The sequence below is a fragment of the Nocardiopsis rhodophaea genome, assembly GCF_039530945.1.
GTDB classification, from domain to species: domain Bacteria; phylum Actinomycetota; class Actinomycetes; order Streptosporangiales; family Streptosporangiaceae; genus Nocardiopsis_C; species Nocardiopsis_C rhodophaea.
Map to the genome: position 1 here is coordinate 140,901 of NZ_BAAAPC010000008.1, position 20,292 is coordinate 161,192.

Genomic DNA, 20,292 nt, shown 5'->3' on the forward strand with positions numbered 1-20,292 from the left:
CGGGGGCGCGATCCGTGGGTGGGGCGCTGGTCAGGGGGACCGTTCCCGGGAGGTGAGGACAGCGCCTGACGCGATGCGGAGCGGCCGAATCCCCCGAGGGCGGAAGGGTCCTGGTGCCGATGGGGAACCAGACGACGATTCGGGGCATCGAAAAGGCTATGGACCCCGCTACCCCCAGCGCCTACATACGAAACGACGGTTCCCTCGACACTGACACCTTCGCCGAAGACATCGCGAGCATCGTCAGCGGATACCCCGACTGCGACCCCGACGCGCTCCTCGGCTGGGCCGCCCGTCGGCTGGCCGAGCAGGCGTCCGGCGACGAGGCCGCCCCGCTGGCGGTCGGGCTGTACGCGACCCGCACGTACCCCTACTGGTACGTGCGGCATGCCGCTGTCGTCCGCCAGATGATCGACGCGGTGCGCGCCGCGTCGGAGGTCTTCGCCGCGGCGGACTGCCCCCACCACGAGGGCGACGGGCATCCCGGGCTCGATTCCACGCGTGCCTACACCGAGGAGCTGGCGGACCTGATTCCGCTGCTGGGTGACGAGCATCGGTGGGACGAGGAGATCGAGGACATGGAGGTCCTGAACGCGGGGCCGCGCGACGGGTGGCTCTGTCCTGGTTTTCTGGCCGGGCTCGCCCGGGAAATCCTCGACGACCTGCGGCGCGCCATCACGCGCATCACCCGCGCGCCCGACACCGGCCACCTGGACGCGCTCTATCTGCACCGGGACGGCCGGGCCGACATCGTGCGGCTGACCCGCGACCTCGGCGACGGCCGGTGGCGGGACCCCAAGGACCCGACCGGGACGGCGGCCGTGTGGGCCGCTCGCCGGTTCATCGCGGGCGCGCGGCCCGAGGAGCGGTTGCCGCTCCTGCTCCTCGTCTGCGCGGTCACGCGGCGCTGTGCCTGGGAGCAGGTCGCACCGGCCGCCGTCCACGTCTATCGCGAGGCGTTGGCGACGGTGGATCCGGCCCCGCTCGCCGCCCCGTGCGCGCACGGCGAGGGGCACCCGACGGCCTGGGTGCCGGACCGGAAGCGAATGGCGCTCGTGCGGGCGCTGCACGCCCCCGACGCGCACGCTGGGGAGCTCGGTGACGCGGCCGAGATCGATCAGGATGCCGTTCGCTGTCCGAAGTACGCGGCGGAGCAGGCGAGGGAGGCTCTCGACTACAGCCGTCGGTATCTCCGGCTGGACGAGGAAGAGGAATGAGACGGCAAACCACGTGCGCCGACCGGTCACCGCCGACGGCAGGGCGGGGAGAAGAGGGGCGCCGGAGCGGCGGAGGGCCGCTGCGCGCGGCTCGCGTTCTACGCGGCCGAGAGTGTGTGGTGCCTGCCGTGCTCGAAGCTACGGCGGAGGGAGAAGGGACGCAGCAGCGCCGCGGCGCCGGCCGGGTCGTTGGCGGGGTGTTCGACGGTTGTGCCGATGGCGTCGTTCCAGAAGAACTTGCCATCGCGGCACCAGACGTTGATGCCCCGCATCACGGAGATGACAGCGAGGTCGGAGCTGCCGGCGCGGTACATCGGCCGGGCCATCACGGCATCGAGTTCATCCCGCAGTGCCGAGATCGCCCTCTGGGCGCAAAAGGCATGGCGCGGGCGGTGCTTGACCCGCTTCGCCAGCGACGATTTCAGTCGGGCGACGCGTGGGTTGTTCAAACGCCTGTGACTCAAAGCGACGTCTCCTGCAGCTAGGGGAACCGTGGTGGGGAGTGCCGCTGTCGAGATGCGGCCACACATCCACGGCCGGATCCCAGGTCGGGCCCGCTCCGGCGATCCAGGGGGAGGGGCAGCCGGTGCCGGTCGTTTGACCTGTGATCTCCACAAAGGCAACAAATAACAGAAGGGGCTGTTACCTGCTAGTTATCCTTCGCGATCCGGATAGTAGCAGGAACCGGCCCCCAGGGGTCGACCCCGCAAAATGTTGCCCATGTCACACTTGGAGTCGCTTGGCCGTATTGTTATAGAGTTTGTTTTCGCAGCACACTACGAGGGAATCGAATATATGATCGACGCCCGCCGGGTGCTTGGGAGGGAAGGGGAATGTTGGTGATGTGTCGGCTGTGTCACCGCATGTGCTTGCGCCGCGTGTCGGCGTGAACGCGCAGGATAATGGTGTGTTGCTTGCGGTGATTTCACCCAAGCATTGCGTGAGAGTCGGCGGGCCGGAGTCGGTCCGCCGCGCGCGTCGCCCGCCACGGCGGCGAATCCGCCGTTTGACACGCGACCGGGTGCCGGTCGAACGGCCCATACAGGCATGACGAGGAGGGGTGGCCGCGCCGATGGCGGCTCCTCCTTCCGCTTCCGGTGGTCGGCGGCGGTCAGTCGTCGGGTTCCTCGGGTGTCTCGGGGGCGCCCCGCCGTTCCGATCCGGTGGGGTGGTCCGGTGCGGCGGGGGCGCCAGGCTGCCCGGTGGGAGCCGGGCGCGCCGGCCCTGTGGCATGCCCGTGCCCCGGACGTGGGGCGGTCCCTGGGGGAGCTGTCGCGCTGTTCGCCTCCCTTCGGCCGGGCCCGGTCATCGTCACTATCCACAGCCAGAGGAGGCCGATGGCGCCGACCACGAGCAGGCCGACGAACTCCAGCAGATTGACCAGATTGGCCTGCGCCTGGGTGGGCGCGGGCAGTCGGCCGATTTGCAGCATCAGGTCCCCCCACGGCAGCCCGGTGAACATCAGCGTCAGCGCGATCGCGATGCCGTGCACGGAGTCCCAGAGCGCGTGCAGGACCGCCACACCCGCGAACGTGCCGACGACGCCGGGGGTGAACCGCCAAGTCGGCCCCGCGGACGACGCCGCGAACAGCACGCCGCCGAGGATGGCCGTCCACAGCCCGTGCCCCACCGGCACCAGCAGGCTGCGCAGGATCTCGGTCTGCACGAGCGCGACCAAATCCAGCCCCTGCGCGGTCACCAGCGAGTTGAGCGCGTAGCCCGCGCTCTCGAACGCCGCGAAGCCGAGTCCGACAGTCGCGCCGAGCACGATCCCGTCACGCCGCCTCCGGTGCGTCAGGTCACGGGCCACGAAGAGCAGCGCGAGCAGCTTCACGAACTCCTCGATGGCGCCGACGCCGAGGTACACCAGGGGAGACGGGTGCAGGAGGTAGCTCTCCAGCACGGAGGCGCCCAGCACCCCCAGGATCCCGCCGACAACGAAGGCGGAGAACAGCGTCTCCACGGTGACGTTTCCGCCGTGGTGGTGCTCGTAGGCCCAGACGACGAAGGTCACGGGCACCAGGAAGCTGCCCAGCAGCACGATGGTGGGCAGCAGGTTGGTGTTCCCTGTCAGGAAGGTGACCACCACCGTCGCGACCCACAGCGCCACACCGCTGACGAGGATCGTCCGCCACGTCCCCTTCGTGGGCGGCGATGGCATCGGGGTGCGCAGCGCGTGCAACGGCAATCCCTCTTCCGCGGAGAAGAACCCGGTCGGGCGGCCGGTGGCGTGCCCGTCGATGGCGCCATGGTGGCACCCGCGCCGGGCCGTCTCCCGGCATTCCGGGGTGGTTGGGCAAGTCCTGTCCGTCGTTTTGAACGATGTTTTCGCCGACCGGCGGGCGGAACGGCGGAGCGCCCCGTGGCGGGTCCGGCCGAGTCGGCGTGGCTCTCCTCACTGTTGCCGCTTTGGCCTGGGGAAACGCGCTATGTGCCGGTAGCTTAGATACAACATGAATACAACGCCCTCCGCGACAGATCGCGCATACGAGTACACGAAGGACGCCATCCTCACCCGCCGCTACGGGGGCGGCGACCTGGTCAGCGAGGGGGACATCGCGGCCGGGGTCGGGGTCTCCCGCACGCCGGTCCGCGAGGCGCTGCTCCGGCTCCAGGCCGAAGGGCTGGTCCGGCTCTTCCCCAAGCGTGGAGCGCTCATCGTCCCCGTCTCCCAGCAGGAGATCGACGACGTCATCGAGACCCGCCGCCTCGTCGAGGGCTTCACGGCCGAATGCGCGGCGGGCCTGGGCGAGGCCGAGCGCACCGCGCTGGTGGACGCCCTCGGCTCCTACCTCGACGTGATGCGCGCGCACGTCGCCACCGACAAGCGCGCCTTCGTCGTCGCCGACCGCGAATTCCACCGCGCCATCATCCGGGCCGCCGGGAACCAGGTCCTCATCGACCTCTATGAGACCCTGCGCGACCGGCAGCTGCGCATGATGGAGGAGGGCGCGCGCACCGTCGAGCGGCTGCGCGCCAACATCGACGAGCACGCCGCCATCATGGACGCCCTCCGCGACGGCGACGCCGCGGCGGCGCGTGAGGCCGTCCGGGTGCACATGGACGCCGCCGGGGCGATGCTCGGGGCGCGCCGGTGAGCGTCGACGCCCGGGAACGGGCGTGCGACCAGTCATCCTCTGACGGGACATCCGCTGAGCTGATCGGCGGCGGCCACGGTGCGGGGCGGGCCGGGACCGAACCTCCGGGAGGGGCCCGCGCCTGGCTGGTGTGGGGCGTCGCCGTCGGCGTCTACTTCCTGGCGATGTTCCACCGCAACGGGCTGGGCGTGGCGGCGCTCCAGGCCCAGGAGCGCTTCCACGTCGGTCCGGCGCTGCTGTCGGTGCTCCCCGTCGTGCAGCTGATCGTCTACGTGGCGCTCCAGGTGCCCACCGGAGTGCTGGCCGACCGGCTCGGGCCGCGAAAGACGCTGCTGATCGGTCTGGCGGCGATGGCGGCGGGCGTCGCCATGTTCGCCCTCGCTCCGAGTATCGAGGTGGCGATCACCGCCCGGGTGCTCATCGGCCTCGGTGACGCGGTGACCTTCCTCAACGTCATCCGGCTCGGTGCGCTGTGGTTCCCTCGCCGGCAGTACGCCCTGGTCAGCGCGTTCACCGGGACGATCGGCGGCCTCGGCCAGGTGGCCAGCGTGGTCCCCCTCTCGGCGGCGCTTCACCAGCTCGGCTGGACGCCCGCCTTCCTGGCCACGGGCGCGGTGACCGCCGTGATGATGCTGCTGGTGCTCCTGGTGGTCCGCGACCGCCCCGAGGGCGTGCGCGCGTCGGACCGTCGGCAGGCGCCTGTCTCGGTTGGGGCGAGCCTCAGGGAGGCGCTGCGGGCGCGCGGTCCGCGGGTGGGCATGGCCAGCCATGTGGTGCTGCAGGCGCCTTACACGATGCTCGCGGCGCTGTGGGGCTACCCGTTCCTGGTCGAGGGGCTGGGCATGGCCCCGGCGGCCGCCGGACTCGTGCTGACCGTCCTGGGGGTCGCCACGCTGTGGGTCTCGCCGGTGCTGGGCGCGTTCGTCGGCCGCTTCCCCCGGATCCGCGCCGTGTTCGGCGTGGGGCTGGGGACGGTGCTCAGCGTGGGCTGGATCGCGATTGTCGCGTGGCCGGGCGGACCGCCCGTTCCGCTGGTCATCGCGCACTTCACCATCGCGTGCGCGGCCATGGCGATGGCGGCGCCGATCTCCTTCGACTTCGCCCGCGACGGCATCCCCGCGCAGCGCACGGGCGTGGCGTCGAGCCTGGTGAACATGTCCGGGTTCACCGCCGTGGTGGTGACCGTGCTGCTCGCCGGGATGATCCTGGAGTCCGGTGCCGGTTTCCAGGCGGCGTTCGTGCCGGTCACCGTGACCACGGTGCTCGGTACCGCCGTGTTCGCCGCACTGCTCCGGCGCTACCCGCGCTCGGCCTGACCGCACGCGGCGGCGCTGTGAGGCCGTCATCGGGGCGGCCGGAGGGTGGAGCGACCGGCCGCGCGGCGCGGGACCAGAAGGAGCGGCGTCAGGACGCAGGTCGCCCCTGCGCACGCCACCGGGGCGATACCGATGGTGCCGAGGTCCGGCACGGCGGCGCCGAACGCCGTCATCGCGCCGTCAACTCCGAGGATGACGGCCGTACCGCTACCCATGCGGTGCCTCCGCGACACGTCCCCGGTCCACCCGTCGCGTCTCAGCTTCGCCCGGAGGGGCGGCGGTGGAGGCGGGCTGTCGGCCCCACCGGCGCGCGGGACGAACAAAAGCGGGTGAGGGGGGTACTTCCCTCACCCGCTGTGGCGGGACTCGGTCCCGCGTGTCACCCGGACCGACGTGTTAGAACGCCGATTCGGGGACGTCCATGAGGTCGAGCGTGGTGTTCTCGGCGATCTTGCGCTCGGCGGACAGGCGCGGCAGGACCTGGTCAGCGAAGAAGCGCGCGGCGGCGATCTTGCCGGTGTAGAAGTCCTTGTCGCTCCCCTCGGCCCCGTCGAGCTTCTCCAGCGCGATCGCGGCCTGGCGGAGCAGCAGCCAGCCCAGCACCACGTCGCCGAAGCCCATGAGGAGGCGGGTGGCGTTGAGGCCGACCTTGTAGAGCTCGCGGGTCTCCTCGGCGGAGCGCATGGCGTCGCCGATCATGATCTCGACGATCTTCTCGACGTCCGCGGCGGCCTCGGCGAGGAGGGCGCGCTCCTCCTTGAGTCGGCCGTTGCCGTTGTCGCTGCCGGCGAAGGCCTTGATCTCGCCCATCAGCGCGCCGAACGCCTGACCGTTGTTCTTCACGATCTTGCGGAAGAAGAAGTCCTGCGCCTGGATGGCCGTGGTGCCCTCGTAGAGGGTGTCGATCTTGGCGTCGCGGATGTACTGCTCGATCGGGTACTCCTGCAGGTACCCGGAGCCGCCCAGGGTCTGCAGCGACTCGGAGAGCAGGGCGTAGGACCGCTCGGAGCCCACACCCTTGACGATGGGCAGCAGCAGGTCGTTGTAGGCCTCCAGCTGGCTGTGGTCCTCGCCCGTGTGCTGGGCGATCTGGATCGCGTCCTGCTGGGTGGCGGTGTACATGACCAGCGCGCGCAGTGCCTCGGTGTAGGCCTTCTGCGTCATCAGGCTGCGCCGCACGTCGGGGTGATGGGTGATGGTCACCCGGGGCGCGGTCTTGTCCGTCATCTGGGTGAGGTCGGCGCCCTGCTTGCGCTCCTTGGCGTACTCAAGGGCGTTGAGGTAGCCGGTGGACAGCGTGGCGATCGCCTTCGTGCCGACCATCATCCGGGCGTACTCGATAATGAGGAACATCTGCCGGATGCCGTCGTGCTTGTCGCCGACGAGGTAGCCGACGGCGGGGTGCTTGGCGCCGAAGGTCAGCTCACAGGTGGTGGACGCCTTCAGGCCCATCTTGTGCTCGACGTTGGTCACGTAGGCGCCGTTGCGCTCGCCGAGCGAGCCGTCCTCGTTGACCAGGAACTTCGGCACGAGGAAGAGGGAGAGGCCCTTCGTCCCGGGCTGGGCGCCCTCGGGTCGCGCCAAGACCAGGTGGAAGATGTTCTCGGTCATGTCCTGCTCGGCCGAGGTGATGAAGCGCTTCACACCCTCGATGTGCCAGGTGCCGTCGCCCTGGTCGGTGGCCTTGGTGCGGCCGGCGCCGACGTCCGACCCGGCGTCGGGCTCGGTGAGCACCATGGTGGCGCCCCAGCCGCGCTCAATGGCCTGCAGGGCGAACTTCTTCTGCGCTTCGTTGCCCTCCTGCCAGAGGATGTTGGCGAAGCCCGGACCGGCCGAGTACATGTGGACGGAGGGGTTAGCGCCCAACACGAGCTCGGAGGCGGCCCACACGAGGGAGCGGGGCGCGCCGAGGCCGCCGAGCTCCTGGGGGAGGTCCAGGTTGTACCAACCGGCGTCCATGTAGGCCTGGTAGGACTTCTTCAGGCTCTCGGGGATGGCGACCGTGCTGGTCTTGGGGTCGAATACCGGGGGGTTGCGGTCGGCGTCCTCGAACGACTCGGCCACGACGCCGGTGGCGAGCCGGTTGACCTCGTCAAGGATGGTGCGGGCCGTGTCCTCGTCCAGCTCCTCGAACGGGCCTTTCCCCAGCACGTCCTGGCGCTTGAATACCTCAAAGAGGTTGAACTCGAGGTCACGGAGGTTGCTCTTGTAATGCGTCATGGCGCGCGCTCCGCTGTGTCGTGGCCGCTGTCGGCGCAGTCCTCTACTGGCTAGTAACAATGACATGTTACTACCCAGTAGTAGTGCTTTGCCAGGGGCTGTCCCAACTGTCGGAATCGCCGCTCCCGCAGGGGCTTGCGCCGGATACGCCACGGGGCGCCGGCCGGAAGCCCGGCCGGCGCCCCGGTCGTGGAATCGGGGTGATTCCCGTCATGTGTTCGCGCGGGCGGTCTCCTAGCGGTGGAACCGCTCCGCCGCCTTCTCGATAGCGGCCTCCACCGCCCCGACACGGTCGGCCAGCAGGCCGACGGCGCCCACCGCCCGCGTCATCGGGTCGTCCTCGGCTCCGCCCAGGGCCCGCCCGCGCTGGAAGCCCGCCTTCACCTCGGCCCAGCGGCGCTCCTGCTCGGGCGTCATCGTCCCGCGCAGCTCGGCCAGCTTGAGCAGGTTGGCCTCCGCACCCGAGGTCAGTGTCTGCGCCTCCCCCAGGTAGTGGTCGTCGATCACCGCCTCCAGCTCGGCGTCGTTCATCACCGGAACGATCTTCTCCGCCAGCCGGTTCATGTTCCGGTACGACCCCTGCAGGCGGAACGGCGGCTCGGTGCGCGACTCCTCGGCCTGGGCCGCCGAGGCGATGTAGGCCTGGTTGTTGGCCAGCACCACCTGCCGCGCCCGCAGCAGCTTGCGCAGCACCGACAGGATCTGCTCCAGTTCCACCGGCGAGTAGGGGTGGGCCAGCTGGTCGGCCCGCACTGACTCGTCGCCCCCGGCCAGCCGCACCAGCAGCTCGATGTCGCCCCGGTCCCGCGTGGACAGCGGTGCCAGGGTCGGGTTCGAGGTCAGCGCGTTCTCGATGTAGCTCAGCGCGAACAGCTCGTCCTTGCCCGACATCACATCGCCGAGGTTGTACACATCCGCGCGGTTGGCCAGCATGTCCGGGACGCGGAACCGCTGCCCCTGCTCGGTGTAGGGGTTGCCGGACATGCACACCGCGAACCGCTTGCCGCGCATGTCGTAGGTGCGGGTCTGCCCGCCCCAGACGCCCTCCATCCGCCGCTGACCATCGCACAGCGAGATGAACTTCTGCAGCAGCTCGGGGTTGGTGTGCTGGATGTCGTCCAGGTAGAGCAGCACGTTGTTGCCCATCTCCAGGGCGAACGAGATCTTCTCGACCTCCTGGCGGGCGGTGGCGTCCGGCGCGTCGTCCGGGTCCAGCGAGGTGACCGCGTGCCCCAGCGCCGGCCCGTTGACCTTGACGAACACCAGGCCCAGCCGACTCGCCACGTACTCCATCAGCGTGGTCTTGCCGTAGCCCGGAGGGGAGATGAGCAGGAGCAGACCGCTCTGGTCGGTGCGCTTGCCATCGCCCGCGGCGCCCAGCTGCTTGGCGAGGTTGTCGCCGATGAGCGGCAGGTAGGCCTCGTCCAGCAGCCGGTTGCGCACGAACGTGCTCATCACCTTGGGCCTGTACTCGTCCAGCCGCAGGCGCCGCCGCTCGTGCTCGATCAGTTCGTTGCGCTGCCGCTGGTAGTCCCAGAAGGCGGGCACCTCCTCGACGCGGAAACGGCGGGTGCGGGCCAGCAGCTCGTCGAGCCGGAACGACAGGGTCCGATCGGCGACGCGCGGGTGTGTCCCGAGCAGCCCCGTCACGGTCGCCGACATCGCCGCCGCGGAGTCGTACCGGGGCAGGTCCGCGCCGCACAGCTCGACGGCGACCGCTTCGGCCAGGTCGGCCTCGACGGTGGCGGCGTCGGCCTTCCCGTCGGCCGTGGACGCGGTGGCGGTCGCGGACGCGGCGGCGTTCGCCTCTGCATACGCCCGCAGCCAGGCCGTGACCAGCTGGTGCCGGGCGGCGAGGTCGTCGCCCAGCGCGCGCAGGTCGTCCTCGAACGACGGACCGGACGCGGAACGCGCGCCGCCGAGCGCGCGGCGGAACCGGTCCAGCAGCGTGCGGGCGCCCGCGCTGGTGACGAATCCGTCGGGCGCCGACGCCACCTCCTCGAACAGGTACTCCCCGGCGAGCTCCGCTACCCCGGCGTCGATGTCCAGGTGGGAGGAGGCGAGGAAGGACGCGATGGCCTCCGCCAGCTCGGCGCGCAGCCCCGCGATCGCCGCGGAATCGCGCACCCCGAAGACCTCGCGGGCGCGCGCCAGCGACGACGCCCGCGTCCGCCACGCCGACCGCTGCTCCTTCCCGGCGCCGAACGCCCAGAACAGCTGGGCGGCCGACCGCGCCGCGGACGGGTAGCGCAGCAGCCCGGCGTCGGTGCGCAGGCGCAGCAGGACATCGAGGATCCGGGCGGCGTCGTGGTCGTGGACGCCCCGCTCGTAGCCCTCGTTGTAGCGGGACTCCGCCACCCGGCGGACCAGGGCGAGGAGGCCGTGCGCGGCGCCGTCGCCCTCGCCCTCGCCCTCGCTCGCGGCCGCGGCCGCGGCGGCGCGCAGCGTGTCGAGGCTCAGCCCCTCCGCGCCCGCCTCGGCCATGGCCAGGATGGACGTGGCCAGGTACTCCGCCCGGTACACCTCAGCGGACTCCGAGACGACCAGCCGGTCCCAGAACCGGCGCGTCGCCTGGAACCCCGCGTCGAGCACGGGTGCGCGGAAGTCGGTCCCGGTGATGCTGACCGCCATGCGGCCGTCGTGCGGGACGAGGGTGAGGTCGATCGGCTGGGTGTTCACCGCGAAGCGGTGCCGCCCCAGGCGCAGGCTCTCGCCGCCGCCGTCGAACAGGTCGAGCCGGTCGCGCAGGGCCCGCCCGGCCTCCTGGCGGGCCGCCTTGACCCGGCCCTCCAGCTCCTCGGCGCGGACCTGGTCGCCCAGGCCGCGCAGCTGCTCGATGGTGGAGCGCAGCCGCGCCACCATCGGGTCGGAGGCGAAGTAGGTGTTGACATCGTCGAGCGAGTCCAGCGAGACGACCCGGCGCTGGACGCTGCCCAGGATCCGGTCGCCGGACTCCACCAGCCGGTCGGCCCGCCGGGCGCGCTCGTCCAGCAGCGCCTGCTTGCGGGTGGAGAACGCCTCGTAGACGTCCTCGCGCTTGGCGCTCAGCTCGTCGAGGAAGTCGTCGAACTCGCCGAAGCGCGACTCCAGGTTCTCCAACTGCAGCATGAGCCGCCCCAGCTGCTCGTCGCAGCGGTCCGGGGTGTCGGCGGCGGCCAGCGCTCCCGTGATGGCCTGCCCGAGCAGGGCGAACTCGGCCGCGAACTCGGCCCGGCCCTCGGTCTCCAGCAGCTGTTTGCGGCGCGCTTCCAGGGTGGCGCGGGCCCGGTTGATGCCGCCGAGGACCTCGCCGACGCGTTCCAGGATGCGAGTCCGCGCCTGGGTGTCGGCGATGTCGAGCGTGCTGACGACCTCGGTGACGACCTCCAGCCCCTCGCTCTGCGCGGCGAGCCGCTCGCCCACGGGCGCCGCGTCGGCCACCGTGGCGATGGACTCGGCCTCGGCGACCAGGCGGTCGACCTCCTCGTGGTACCCCGCGAAGGCGTTGTCGCCCGCCAGGAACGCCACGGCGCGACGCCCGACGGAGGTGAGCTCGTCCCTCAGGTCGCCGTCGAGCGTGTCGATGCGGCCGGTGTCGATGTAGCGCATCTCGCGCAGCGTCACCAGGTGGCCCTGGGAGCGGCGCAGCTCGGTGAGGAGCTCCACCCACGCGTCGGCGGACCGGGGCGTCTCGCCGCGCGACCGCCGGAGCAGGGAGGCGATGGCGCGCGCCGCCTCGTCCAGTGCCGCGGCGGCCTGGTCGGTGAGCGCCCGCACCTTCTCGAACTCGTCGAGCACCTGCTCGGCGGTGGCGCGCACCTGCGACACCGGGTCGTGCAGCCCGCCCAGCTCGGTGTCGCCGAGCCAGTGGTAGTGGTCGAACACGCTGCGGCAGGTGGCGATGAGCGCTTCGAACACCTCGGTCGACGGCGACATCTCGGCGACCATCCGGGTCACCGACAGGCAGTCGGAGATGCCGCGCACCAGCTCGGCGTTGCCGATCCGCTCCAGCGGGCCGGTGCCCACCGGCTGCGCGGCGGCATACACGTCGGAGACGTAGGGGGTCTGCCACACCTGCATGGGGTGCACCCGGGTCGGCTCGCCGCCGCCGTCGCGGAACACCACGAGTGTGCCGTCGTCGAACAGCGAGTAGCCGTGGCAGACGATCGGGGTGGCGACTTCCTTGCGGATCACGTTGTAGGGCAGCAGGAGGGTGCGCCCGTCGTGACGGGAGTGGAACCCGTAGAGCACGTCCTCGCCGTTGGGAGAGCGGATGACGCGCTCGAACTCCAGGCCGGTGACGTCGGTGTCGAAGGTCTTGGCCGTGCCGGTGGCCAGGTAGTAGCCGCCGGGGAAGATGATCCCCTGGTCCTCGGGGAGGCGCTGGCAGGCCTGCCCGATGCCGTCGAGCCGGAGGACGTCCTTGGTGCGGGTGTTGAAGACGAGGTGGCGCCACTCGGCCTCGTTGTAGGGGAGGATCCGCAGCAGGATGAGCGCGCCGACCCGCGCGTAGTGCACCTGGGCGTCGGCCAGGCTCTGCAGCGGCTCGGCCACCGGCTCGCTGTAGATGCCCTGCCCGGACTCGGTGTTGTTCTCGATCTTGATGGTCAGGTCGCCGCCGACCGTCTCGACGAAGAGCTGGTCGAGGATGGAGATGTGCGGGTGGCGCCCCAGGACGTGGTCGTCGCGGGTGGTCTCGGTCCACGCGAAGTCGTGCGAGGGCGGGAAGACGTGGTCGCGCTCGCCCCGGGCGTCGAGGTAGGAGACCTCGCCGCGGGAGCTGACGCTCCAGCGCAGCACCTTGACGTCCGCGGTGCGCGGGCCGGTCTGGAAGACGGCGAGGAGCTTGCCCTCCACGTGCCGCAGCTGGAGCAGCCGGGTCTCGCGGTAGTAGCGGTACAGCTCGCCGAAGTCGCGCTCGAAGCGCGGGTCGCGCAGCAGTTCCGGCAGGGTGTCGTCCGCGGCGGGGTCGAACCCGAACGCGGTGGTGTCGCCCGCGCGCTCAAACCGGTGCAGCGCGAACACGTCGTCGACCCGGGTCTCGGTCTTCAGCCCGATGAAGACGTTGTAGCCGAACAGCATGTGCCCGCCGACGGACACGATGTCGCGCGGCACGCAGTTGTGCTCGGTGCGGATGCGCTCGGTGCCGAGCAGCTCCAGCTCACTGCCGCCGAACACCTCCAGGCGGCGGGTGTTGAGCTCTTCGGCCCGCCGGGCGAGTTCGCCCGCGTGCTCGGCGAGTCGGGAGCGCAGCACCTCGTAGGTGCCGGCGTCGAGGCCGTCGGGGGCCTCGGGCGCGGGCGGGTGGGTCGTGGGGGCGTCGTTCGCGTCAGTGCCGTCTGCGCGCTCACGCTCCTCACTTGCTGCACCGCCGACGCTGCGGGGCCTTCGGCCGTTCGGCGTCGACGCTTCCGCTCGTTCGGTCGCGTTCGCTTCGGGGGCGGAGGAGCCCGCCGTGGCGGCGGACTCCTCGTTCACCACATCGGTCACCGCTTACCTCACTGCTTCGTGCCGTTGAGGGCGGCCAGGGGCGCCTCGGCGACGCCGAGGTCCCGCGCGGTGCCCAGCAGTTCGCGCAGCCGGCCCTCGTCGGGGCCGCCCGCCTGGATGAGCTTCATGAGCAGCGCGGAGATGGTGAGGTTCTTGACGTCCTCGGTGCCGACGGAGCCGAGCAGCCGGGACATGTCCTTGCTGAAGTCGGACGAACCGTCGAGCCACGCGCCGCCCAGCGACTGCGCCACGTCGGAGTTCTGCACGAACCCGTCGACGGCCTTGCCCATGCCGATGGAGTTGACCATCCGATCGAAGAACATGCCGTCGCCGCCGACGATGTTGATGTCGGCCTTCTCCAGGCCGGTGGCCAGCACCGTGGCCTGGGCTTCGGCGACCTGGCGGTGCACGTCGATCCCGGCCATGCGGACCTCCTTCTCGGCCTCCAGCCGCAGGCGGTACTCCTCGTGCTCGCGGCTGACCTGGTCAAGGGCGGCCATGGCGCCGGCCTTGTCGTTCAGGCCCTCGGCCTCGGCCTTGAGCTTCTCGCGGACGGCCTCGGCCTCGACGGCGGCCTTCTCCTTCATCACGGCGGCCTCGGCGCGACCGGTCTTCTCGATCACCTCGGCGTCCTGCTCGCGGACCTGGACCTCGGCCAGGCCGGCCGCTGCTGCCTCGGCCTGGACGCCTTCGGCGAGCTTGACCTTGGCGCGGGTGTCGAGCTCGGCCGCCTGCTCGCGGGCCTCGGCCAGGGTCAGCTCCTCGGCGGCCCTGTGCTTGGCGGCGGCCTCAGCGGCCTCGGCCGCCTTGATGTCCTTGACCAGGTTCTCCTGCGCCTCGGCCTCGGCGTGGATGATGATGGCCTGGCGCTCGCGCTCGGCCTCCTCGACCGCGCGCAGCTTCTTGATGTTCTCCTCCTGCTCGGCCACGGTCTTCTCGACCGCGATCCGCTCCCGGATAACCTCGGCGACCTCGCGCTTCTCGCCTTCGAGCTCCTTGTCCTTGGCGATGCGGGACAGCTCGGTTTCGCGCTCGCGGCCGATGACCTCCAGCATCCGGTCCTTCTCGATGCGCTCGGACTCGATGGAGATGACGCGCTCGCGGTTCTTCTCCGCGACGGCGATCTCCCGCTGCTGGTTCTGGTGCTGGACGCCCAGCTGCTCGTCGGTGCGCAGGTGCGCCTCCTGCGCCTTGAGCCGCTCCTCGGCCTGGACCTTGGCGGTCTCGGCCTCCTCCCGGGCCTTGATGCTCTCGATCTCGCGCTTGGCCTTGGCCTCGGCTTCCTCGCGGCGGCGCTCCAGCTCGGCCAGGGTCTCCGCGGACTCGGTGTCCTGGCGCTGGATCTCCTTCTGCCGCTCGTTCTCCAGCTCGTTGGTGCGCTTGTGCTGCTCGGCGGTGAGGGCGGTGATCTTGCTGATGCCCTGCGCGTCGAGGATGTTGTCGCGGTCGAGGCGGTGCAGCGGCGTCTGCTCCAGGAAGTCGATCGCCGCTTTCTCGATGTAGTAGCCGTTCAGCTCGGTGCCGATGAGCGCGATGATCTGGTCGCGGAACTCATCGCGCTTGGTGTAGAGGTCCACGAAGTCGAACTGCTTGCCGACGGTCTTGACGGCCTCTGAGAACGTCGCGTTGAACAGCTCCTGCAGGGTCTCCTGGTTGCTGGCGCGCTCCGTGCCGATGGACTGGGCGACCTTCAGGACGTCCTGCGGGGTGGGGTTGATCCCGACATAGAAGGTGATGCTGATGTCCGCGCGGATGTTGTCGCGGCAGATCAGCCCTTCATTGCCGTCGCGCTCGATGAGCATCGTCTTCTGCGAGATGTCCATGACCTCGGCCTTGTGCAGGACGGGGAGGACAACCGCTCCGGTGAAGGTCACGTCGACCTTCTTCACCTTGGAGATGATCAGCGCCCGGCCCTGTTCGACCTTGCGGAACAGCCGGGCGATGGTGAAGAGGAGGCCGAGGACGATGAGGAGGGCGGCGGCGAAGAGGACGCCGACGCCGGCGGTGATGGTTTCCATCCAGTGGTCTCTCTAGCGAGGGCGCGGCTCGGGGAATTCGGGGGCCCTGGCGCGCCGGTCGGGCCGCGACACGGCGGGCGGTGCAGGCCGCTGTCTGTTATCTCGGACGCTGCCACCGGGATGCCGGTTCCCGGCAGTCAGGGATAAAACGGGTATTTCGGGTGTTCTGGTGTCGGTCCGGTCCGCGGGCGCGGGGACGAGCGCAAGTCCGAGCGCGCTACGCCGAGGCGGATCCCGGATCGAGTGATCGGTCGAACGGGGTGACGAGGTAGACCCCGCTGTCGGCGTCGTAATCGAAGACGAGAGCGGTGTCGCCGGAGGAGAGGGTCTCCCCGCCGATGGTGCGCACCTGCACGATCGACGCCGTGCCGTTCGCCGCGGTGATCTCCGCCTGCCCGAACGCCTCGTCGGCCCGGCCGGTGCGGATCACGCAGGTCGAGCCGACGAAGTCGGTGTGCGCGGCGCCGGGCTCGTCGCCGGGCAGGAAACGGCGCAGGCCCATGACAACGCCGCTGGTGACCAGCCACGCGAACAGCACCGCCGCCACCAGGACCACGAGCCCCAGGGCGATGAGCGCGGGTGTGGACGCCTCGTTCAGATCAAGCAGCACGGTTCCCACCAGGGTCGCGAACCAGGACAGGGTGATCAGTAGGGACAGCACCACGGTGACCGGGACCCCGCTGAGGCCGGTGGCCGACAGCAGTCCGGAGAGGCCGCCGGCGGTGCCGGTATCCGCGTCGACGTCGACGTCGAGCGCGTCCATGCCGACGGCACCGAGAACCACGAAGATCCAATAGGCGAAGACGACCAGCAGCATGAAGCTGAAGAGCGCCGTGGGGAAGCCGAACGCCGTGCTGATGAATTCACCCATGATCTGCCGCGTCGACCCCCCCGTCGTGGTTGCACACCGCCAGGCGCCGGTGACTGCGGGATGAACCTTATCGAACGCCAGAGACGTTTTGTGAGGCGACGGGATGAATTGTCCGGTTGTGGTCAACGTGCCGGGCGAGCCGAACCGGACTCGCCCGGCACACGCCGAAGACTACGAATTCCCGACGACGCACAAGGAGCGAACATGCGGGCAGTGTGTGAGCGGCAGGAGGGCCACAAGCGGACCGGGCGGCAGCTGAGCTACGAGGAGCGGGCCCTGCAGCAGAACCGGAGGTTCGTCCACTGGGGGTGGCTGCTGCCGGTGAGCGTCGCGATCGGCGCGGTGGCGACGGTGCTCACCGGCGTGAGTGTGTGGACCTCCGCCGGGTGCGCCGCCGGCATCGCGCTGTGGTTCATCGCCGGCGGCCTCGCGCTGTGGGCGCGGAGGTGACGGTGCCGCGTCGGGCCACCCGGACGGCCGCGGCCAGCGCCGCCAGGGTGAGCGTTCCGAAAACCAGGCCGGTACCCGCATAACGTGCGGGGGAGTAAGCGCGAAGTCAGCGTGTTTGACGCCGACCAGAATCGCTCGGTGCGTGCGGCTTTCTCCTCAGGCCTTCTCCCCGAGGTGTCGAAGCACACCAAGCAGCGTGTCGCGGCGTGGGGTCTCGCGCAGCGAACAGCCGCTGGGCAAACCGTCGCATTCGAGATCGAAAAGCTGGAGCCGTTGGCAGAGCATCCGATCATGCCGGTGCGCGAGATCGCGGGAATCGCTCCCTAGTGGACCGATGGAGAGGATCCCACCGAGTGGGCGCGGGGGCAGCGTGCGGGGGGTAGCAAGCGCGTCTATCCCGACTCGGACGTGTTGCCTCAACGTCATCCTCGCGCGTAAGGACACCAACCCGGAGCGCTATGAGACCAGCCTCGGTGTCTTTGAGAAGGGGCAGCGTGGCGACGACCACATCGTCGCTTCGTCACTGATCCGAGCTGAGGTTGGCTGTTCGGGGAGACGGCGATCTTCTGACATAGGTGCTGCGCAGCGCGATCGTGCTCGCACGACCATCGATGCGTGGTCCGCGCGATCCGGCATACAGATGGTGGCAGTGGAGCGTTTCGTGGTCGACAAGGCCATCGAATTCGCGTCGGAATATCGCCTGCGGCCGAATGACGCCGTTCACTCGGCGTCTGCGGTGCTGACCCGCTGCGGCTACTTCTTCTGGAACAAGAAGGACTTCCCGATGGGGCCCCCGCGCATGGCGATGCCCCGGCTCCTCAGCCGGGGCATCGCCATTGCGGCGGAAAGCGGCGCGTTACGAGACGGCGGCCTCCGGTTGGGCGGCGCCGACGGTGAGGGTGTCCTTCTCCTCGTCGCGGTCGACGAGGACGGTGTCCCCCTCCTTCAGGTCGCCCCTGAGGAGGGCCTTGGCCAGTGGGTCGCCGATCGAGGCCTGGACCAGGCGGCGCAACGGGCGGGCGCCATACACCGGGTCGTAGCCGGTGAGGGCGAGCCACTCGCGGGCGGCCTCGGTGACGTCGAGTTCGAGCCTGCGATCGGCGAGGCGCTTGGCCAGGCGCTCGACCTGGAGGTCGACGATGCGGGTCAGCTCCTCCGTGGACAGGGCGTCGAACATGATGACGTCGTCCAGACGGTTGAGGAACTCCGGCTTGAAGGTGCTCCGGACGATGTCCATCACCTTCTCCCTCTTGGCCCCGTTCTCCAACGAGGGGTCGACCAGGAACTGCGAGCCCAGGTTGGAGGTGAGGATCAGCAGGGTGTTCCGGAAGTCCACGTGCCGGCCCTGGCCGTCGGTGAGGCGGCCGTCGTCAAGGACCTGGAGCAGGGTGTCGAAAACCTCGATGTGGGCCTTCTCCACCTCGTCCAGCAGCACCACCGTGTAGGGGCGGCGCCGCACCGCCTCGGTCAGCTGACCGCCCTCCTCGTAGCCGACGTAGCCGGGAGGCGCGCCGACGAGGCGGGAGACCGAGTGCTTCTCGGCGTACTCGCTCATGTCGATGCGCACAATCGCGCGCTCGTCGTCGAAGAGGAACTCGGCCAGCGCCTTGGCCAGCTCGGTCTTGCCCACACCCGTCGGTCCGAGGAAGAGGAACGAACCGGTGGGGCGGTCCGGGTCGGAGATGCCCGTTCGGGCGCGGCGGACCGCGTCGGAGACGGCGGCCACGGCCGTTGACTGGCCGACCAACCGCTTGCCGAGTTCGTCTTCCATCCGGAGGAGCTTGCTGGTCTCGCCCTCCATCAGCCGGCCGACCGGGATTCCGGTCCACGACGACACCACGTCGGCGACGTCGTCGGCCCCGACCTCCTCCTTGACCATCGTCGGCGCGCCGTCGCCGGACTCCTTTTCGGCTTCCTCCGCCGACGACGCCTCCTCCAGCTGCTTCTCCAGCTGGGGGATCTCCCCGTACATCAGCCGGGAGGCCTCGGTGAAGTCGCCGTCGCGCTGGGCGCGCTCGGCCTGGGTCCGCAGCTCGTCGAGGCGTTCCTTGAGCTCACCGACGCGGTTCAGCCCGGCCTTCTCCTGCTCCCACCGGGCGACCAGCCCGTTGAGCTCCTCCTGCCTGTCGGCGAGGTCGGCGCGCAGCCGCTCCAGACGCTGGATCGAGGCGGCGTCGGACTCCTTCTCCAACGCCATCTCCTCCATCTTCAGCCGGTCGACGGTGCGCTGCAGCTCGTCGATCTCCACCGGCCGCGAGTCGATCTCCATGCGCAGCCGCGAGGCCGCCTCGTCGACCAGGTCGATGGCCTTGTCCGGCAGGAAGCGGGCGGTGATGTAGCGGTCCGACAGCGTCGCGGCCGCAACCAGCGCCTGGTCGGAGATCTGCACCTTGTGGTGCGCCTCGTAGCGCCCCTTGAGCCCGCGGAGGATGGCGATGGTGTCGGCGGCCGACGGCTCGCCCACCTGCACCTGCTGGAAGCGGCGCTCCAGCGCCGGGTCCTTCTCGATGCGCTCGCGGTACTCGTCCAGGGTGGTGGCACCGACCATGCGCAGCTCGCCGCGCGCGAGCATCGGCTTGAGCATGTTGCCCGCGTCCATCGCGCCCTCGGCCGCGCCCGCACCCACCATGGTGTGCAGCTCGTCGATGAACGTGATGATCTGGCCGTCGCTCTCCTTGATCTCGTTCAGGACGGCCTTCAGCCGCTCCTCGAACTCGCCCCGGTACTTGGCCCCGGCCACCATCGCCGAGAGGTCGAGCGCGATCAGCCGCTTGTCGCGCAGCGACTCGGGCACGTCGCCCGCGACGACGCGCTGCGCCAGGCCCTCCACGACCGCCGTCTTGCCGACACCCGGCTCGCCGATGAGCACGGGGTTGTTCTTGGTGCGCCGGGACAGCACCTGGACGACCCGCCGGATCTCGGAGTCGCGGCCGATCACCGGGTCGAGCGCGCCCGAGCGCGCCCGCTCAGTCAGGTCGACGCCGTACTTCTCCAGTGCCTGGTAGGTGTCCTCCGGGTTCTCGGAGGTGACCTTGCCCGGCCCGCGCACCCGCTCGAACGCCTCCAGCAGCGCCTCGGGCGTCGCGCCGGCGTCCTTGAGCAGGCGCCCCGCCTCACCGCCGTCAGCGGCCAGTCCGACGAGCAGGTGCTCGGTGGAGACGTACTCGTCCTCCATCTGCTGGGCGCGCTGCGCCGCGGTGTTCAGCGAGACGATGAGCTGCCGGGAGCTGGCCGGGGCACTGACCGTGCTGCCCGCAGCCCGCGGCAGCCCCGCGATGGCCTGCTCGACCTTGGTGTTGAACTGGCCGGGGTCGACCCCGACCTCCTTGAGGAGGGGACGGATGATGCCCTCTCCCTGGTTGACGAGGGCGGCGAGCAGGTGCAGCGGCTCGACCTGCGGGCTGCCGTCCGTGGTCGCGCGCCGCATCGCCGCCGATAGCGCTTCCTGGCTCTTGGTGGTGAGTTTGTAGTTCATCGCTTCGCCGCCCCCTAACAGCAGAGTCAGTCCTTGAGGTGGTGTAATCCGAACGTCCGGCCGAAGCCCGCCGGCCCGGTCGCCGCGAAAAAGGTGGGCCGGGGCGCCGGGTGGAGTCCCGCGGCCGGTGGGGATCGTGTGACGCCCCCAGGCCCTGC

13 protein-coding genes and 1 pseudogene are annotated in these 20,292 nt (G+C 70.3%); 6 read left to right on the plus strand and 8 right to left on the minus strand.

Translation table 11 applies throughout. The features are described from left to right. Window positions 1-158 precede the first annotated feature (158 nt). Window positions 159-1,217, plus strand: a complete 1,059-nt coding sequence (locus tag ABD259_RS11100; protein WP_344161974.1) for a hypothetical protein — start codon at window positions 159-161, stop codon at window positions 1,215-1,217. A 98-nt stretch (window positions 1,218-1,315) separates the two neighbouring features. Here the strand turns inward: ABD259_RS11100 and ABD259_RS11105 are convergent, their stop codons facing one another. Further along, window positions 1,316-1,681: a hypothetical protein gene (locus ABD259_RS11105; RefSeq protein ID WP_344161977.1), complete on the minus strand. Its 366-nt coding sequence runs from the start codon at window positions 1,679-1,681 to the stop codon at window positions 1,316-1,318. 647 nt (window positions 1,682-2,328) lie between these two features. Further along, window positions 2,329-3,405, minus strand: coding sequence for a PrsW family intramembrane metalloprotease (locus ABD259_RS11110; RefSeq protein ID WP_344107645.1), 1,077 nt, complete (start codon window positions 3,403-3,405; stop codon window positions 2,329-2,331). A gap of 265 nt (window positions 3,406-3,670) precedes the next feature. On the opposite strand from ABD259_RS11110, the gene ABD259_RS11115 reads away from it, so the two are divergent. Together ABD259_RS11115 and ABD259_RS11120 are read left to right on the plus strand one after the other, a co-directional pair. Continuing rightward, complete coding sequence (locus ABD259_RS11115; RefSeq protein WP_344107647.1) at window positions 3,671-4,315, plus strand: GntR family transcriptional regulator; 645 nt, start codon at window positions 3,671-3,673, stop codon at window positions 4,313-4,315. Beyond that, complete coding sequence (locus ABD259_RS11120) at window positions 4,312-5,631, plus strand: MFS transporter (protein WP_344107649.1); 1,320 nt, start codon at window positions 4,312-4,314, stop codon at window positions 5,629-5,631. Before ABD259_RS11115 ends, ABD259_RS11120 begins: the two co-directional genes overlap by 4 nt. Window positions 5,632-5,657: 26 nt before the next feature. Here ABD259_RS11120 and ABD259_RS11125 read toward each other — a convergent pair whose 3' ends face one another. From ABD259_RS11125 to ABD259_RS11145, 5 genes are all read right to left on the minus strand, one after another. Then, window positions 5,658-5,846, minus strand: a complete 189-nt coding sequence (locus ABD259_RS11125; protein WP_344107652.1) for a hypothetical protein — start codon at window positions 5,844-5,846, stop codon at window positions 5,658-5,660. Between the two features lie 181 nt (window positions 5,847-6,027). After that, window positions 6,028-7,851 carry an acyl-CoA dehydrogenase gene (locus tag ABD259_RS11130; RefSeq protein WP_344107654.1) on the minus strand — a complete coding sequence of 608 codons (1,824 nt, stop codon included), beginning with the start codon at window positions 7,849-7,851 and terminating at the stop codon, window positions 6,028-6,030. 234 nt (window positions 7,852-8,085) lie between these two features. Beyond that, complete coding sequence (locus ABD259_RS11135; protein ID WP_344107656.1) at window positions 8,086-13,320, minus strand: DNA repair ATPase; 5,235 nt, start codon at window positions 13,318-13,320, stop codon at window positions 8,086-8,088. Window positions 13,321-13,328: 8 nt separating this feature from the next. Beyond that, window positions 13,329-15,338 (minus strand): SPFH domain-containing protein, encoded by a 2,010-nt coding sequence (locus tag ABD259_RS11140; RefSeq protein ID WP_344107658.1) that lies wholly within the window; start codon window positions 15,336-15,338, stop codon window positions 13,329-13,331. Between the two features lie 217 nt (window positions 15,339-15,555). Continuing rightward, a complete protein-coding gene (locus ABD259_RS11145; RefSeq protein ID WP_344161980.1) occupies window positions 15,556-16,209 on the minus strand; it encodes a DUF1449 domain-containing protein in 654 nt (217 codons plus the stop codon). A 204-nt stretch (window positions 16,210-16,413) separates the two neighbouring features. On the opposite strand from ABD259_RS11145, the gene ABD259_RS11150 reads away from it, so the two are divergent. The 3 genes and pseudogenes from ABD259_RS11150 to ABD259_RS25850 all read left to right on the plus strand — a co-directional run. Next, window positions 16,414-16,659 (plus strand): hypothetical protein, encoded by a 246-nt coding sequence (locus ABD259_RS11150; RefSeq protein ID WP_344107662.1) that lies wholly within the window; start codon window positions 16,414-16,416, stop codon window positions 16,657-16,659. Window positions 16,660-16,770: 111 nt separating this feature from the next. Continuing rightward, window positions 16,771-16,986 (plus strand): hypothetical protein, encoded by a 216-nt coding sequence (locus tag ABD259_RS11155; protein WP_344161983.1) that lies wholly within the window; start codon window positions 16,771-16,773, stop codon window positions 16,984-16,986. 7 nt (window positions 16,987-16,993) lie between these two features. Next, window positions 16,994-17,413: pseudogene (locus tag ABD259_RS25850) on the plus strand (type II toxin-antitoxin system VapC family toxin); the annotation flags it as partial. 102 nt (window positions 17,414-17,515) lie between these two features. On the opposite strand, the gene clpB reads toward ABD259_RS25850, so the two are convergent. After that, complete coding sequence (gene clpB, locus ABD259_RS11160; RefSeq protein WP_344107667.1) at window positions 17,516-20,134, minus strand: ATP-dependent chaperone ClpB; 2,619 nt, start codon at window positions 20,132-20,134, stop codon at window positions 17,516-17,518. Between the last annotated feature and the right edge of the window lie 158 nt (window positions 20,135-20,292).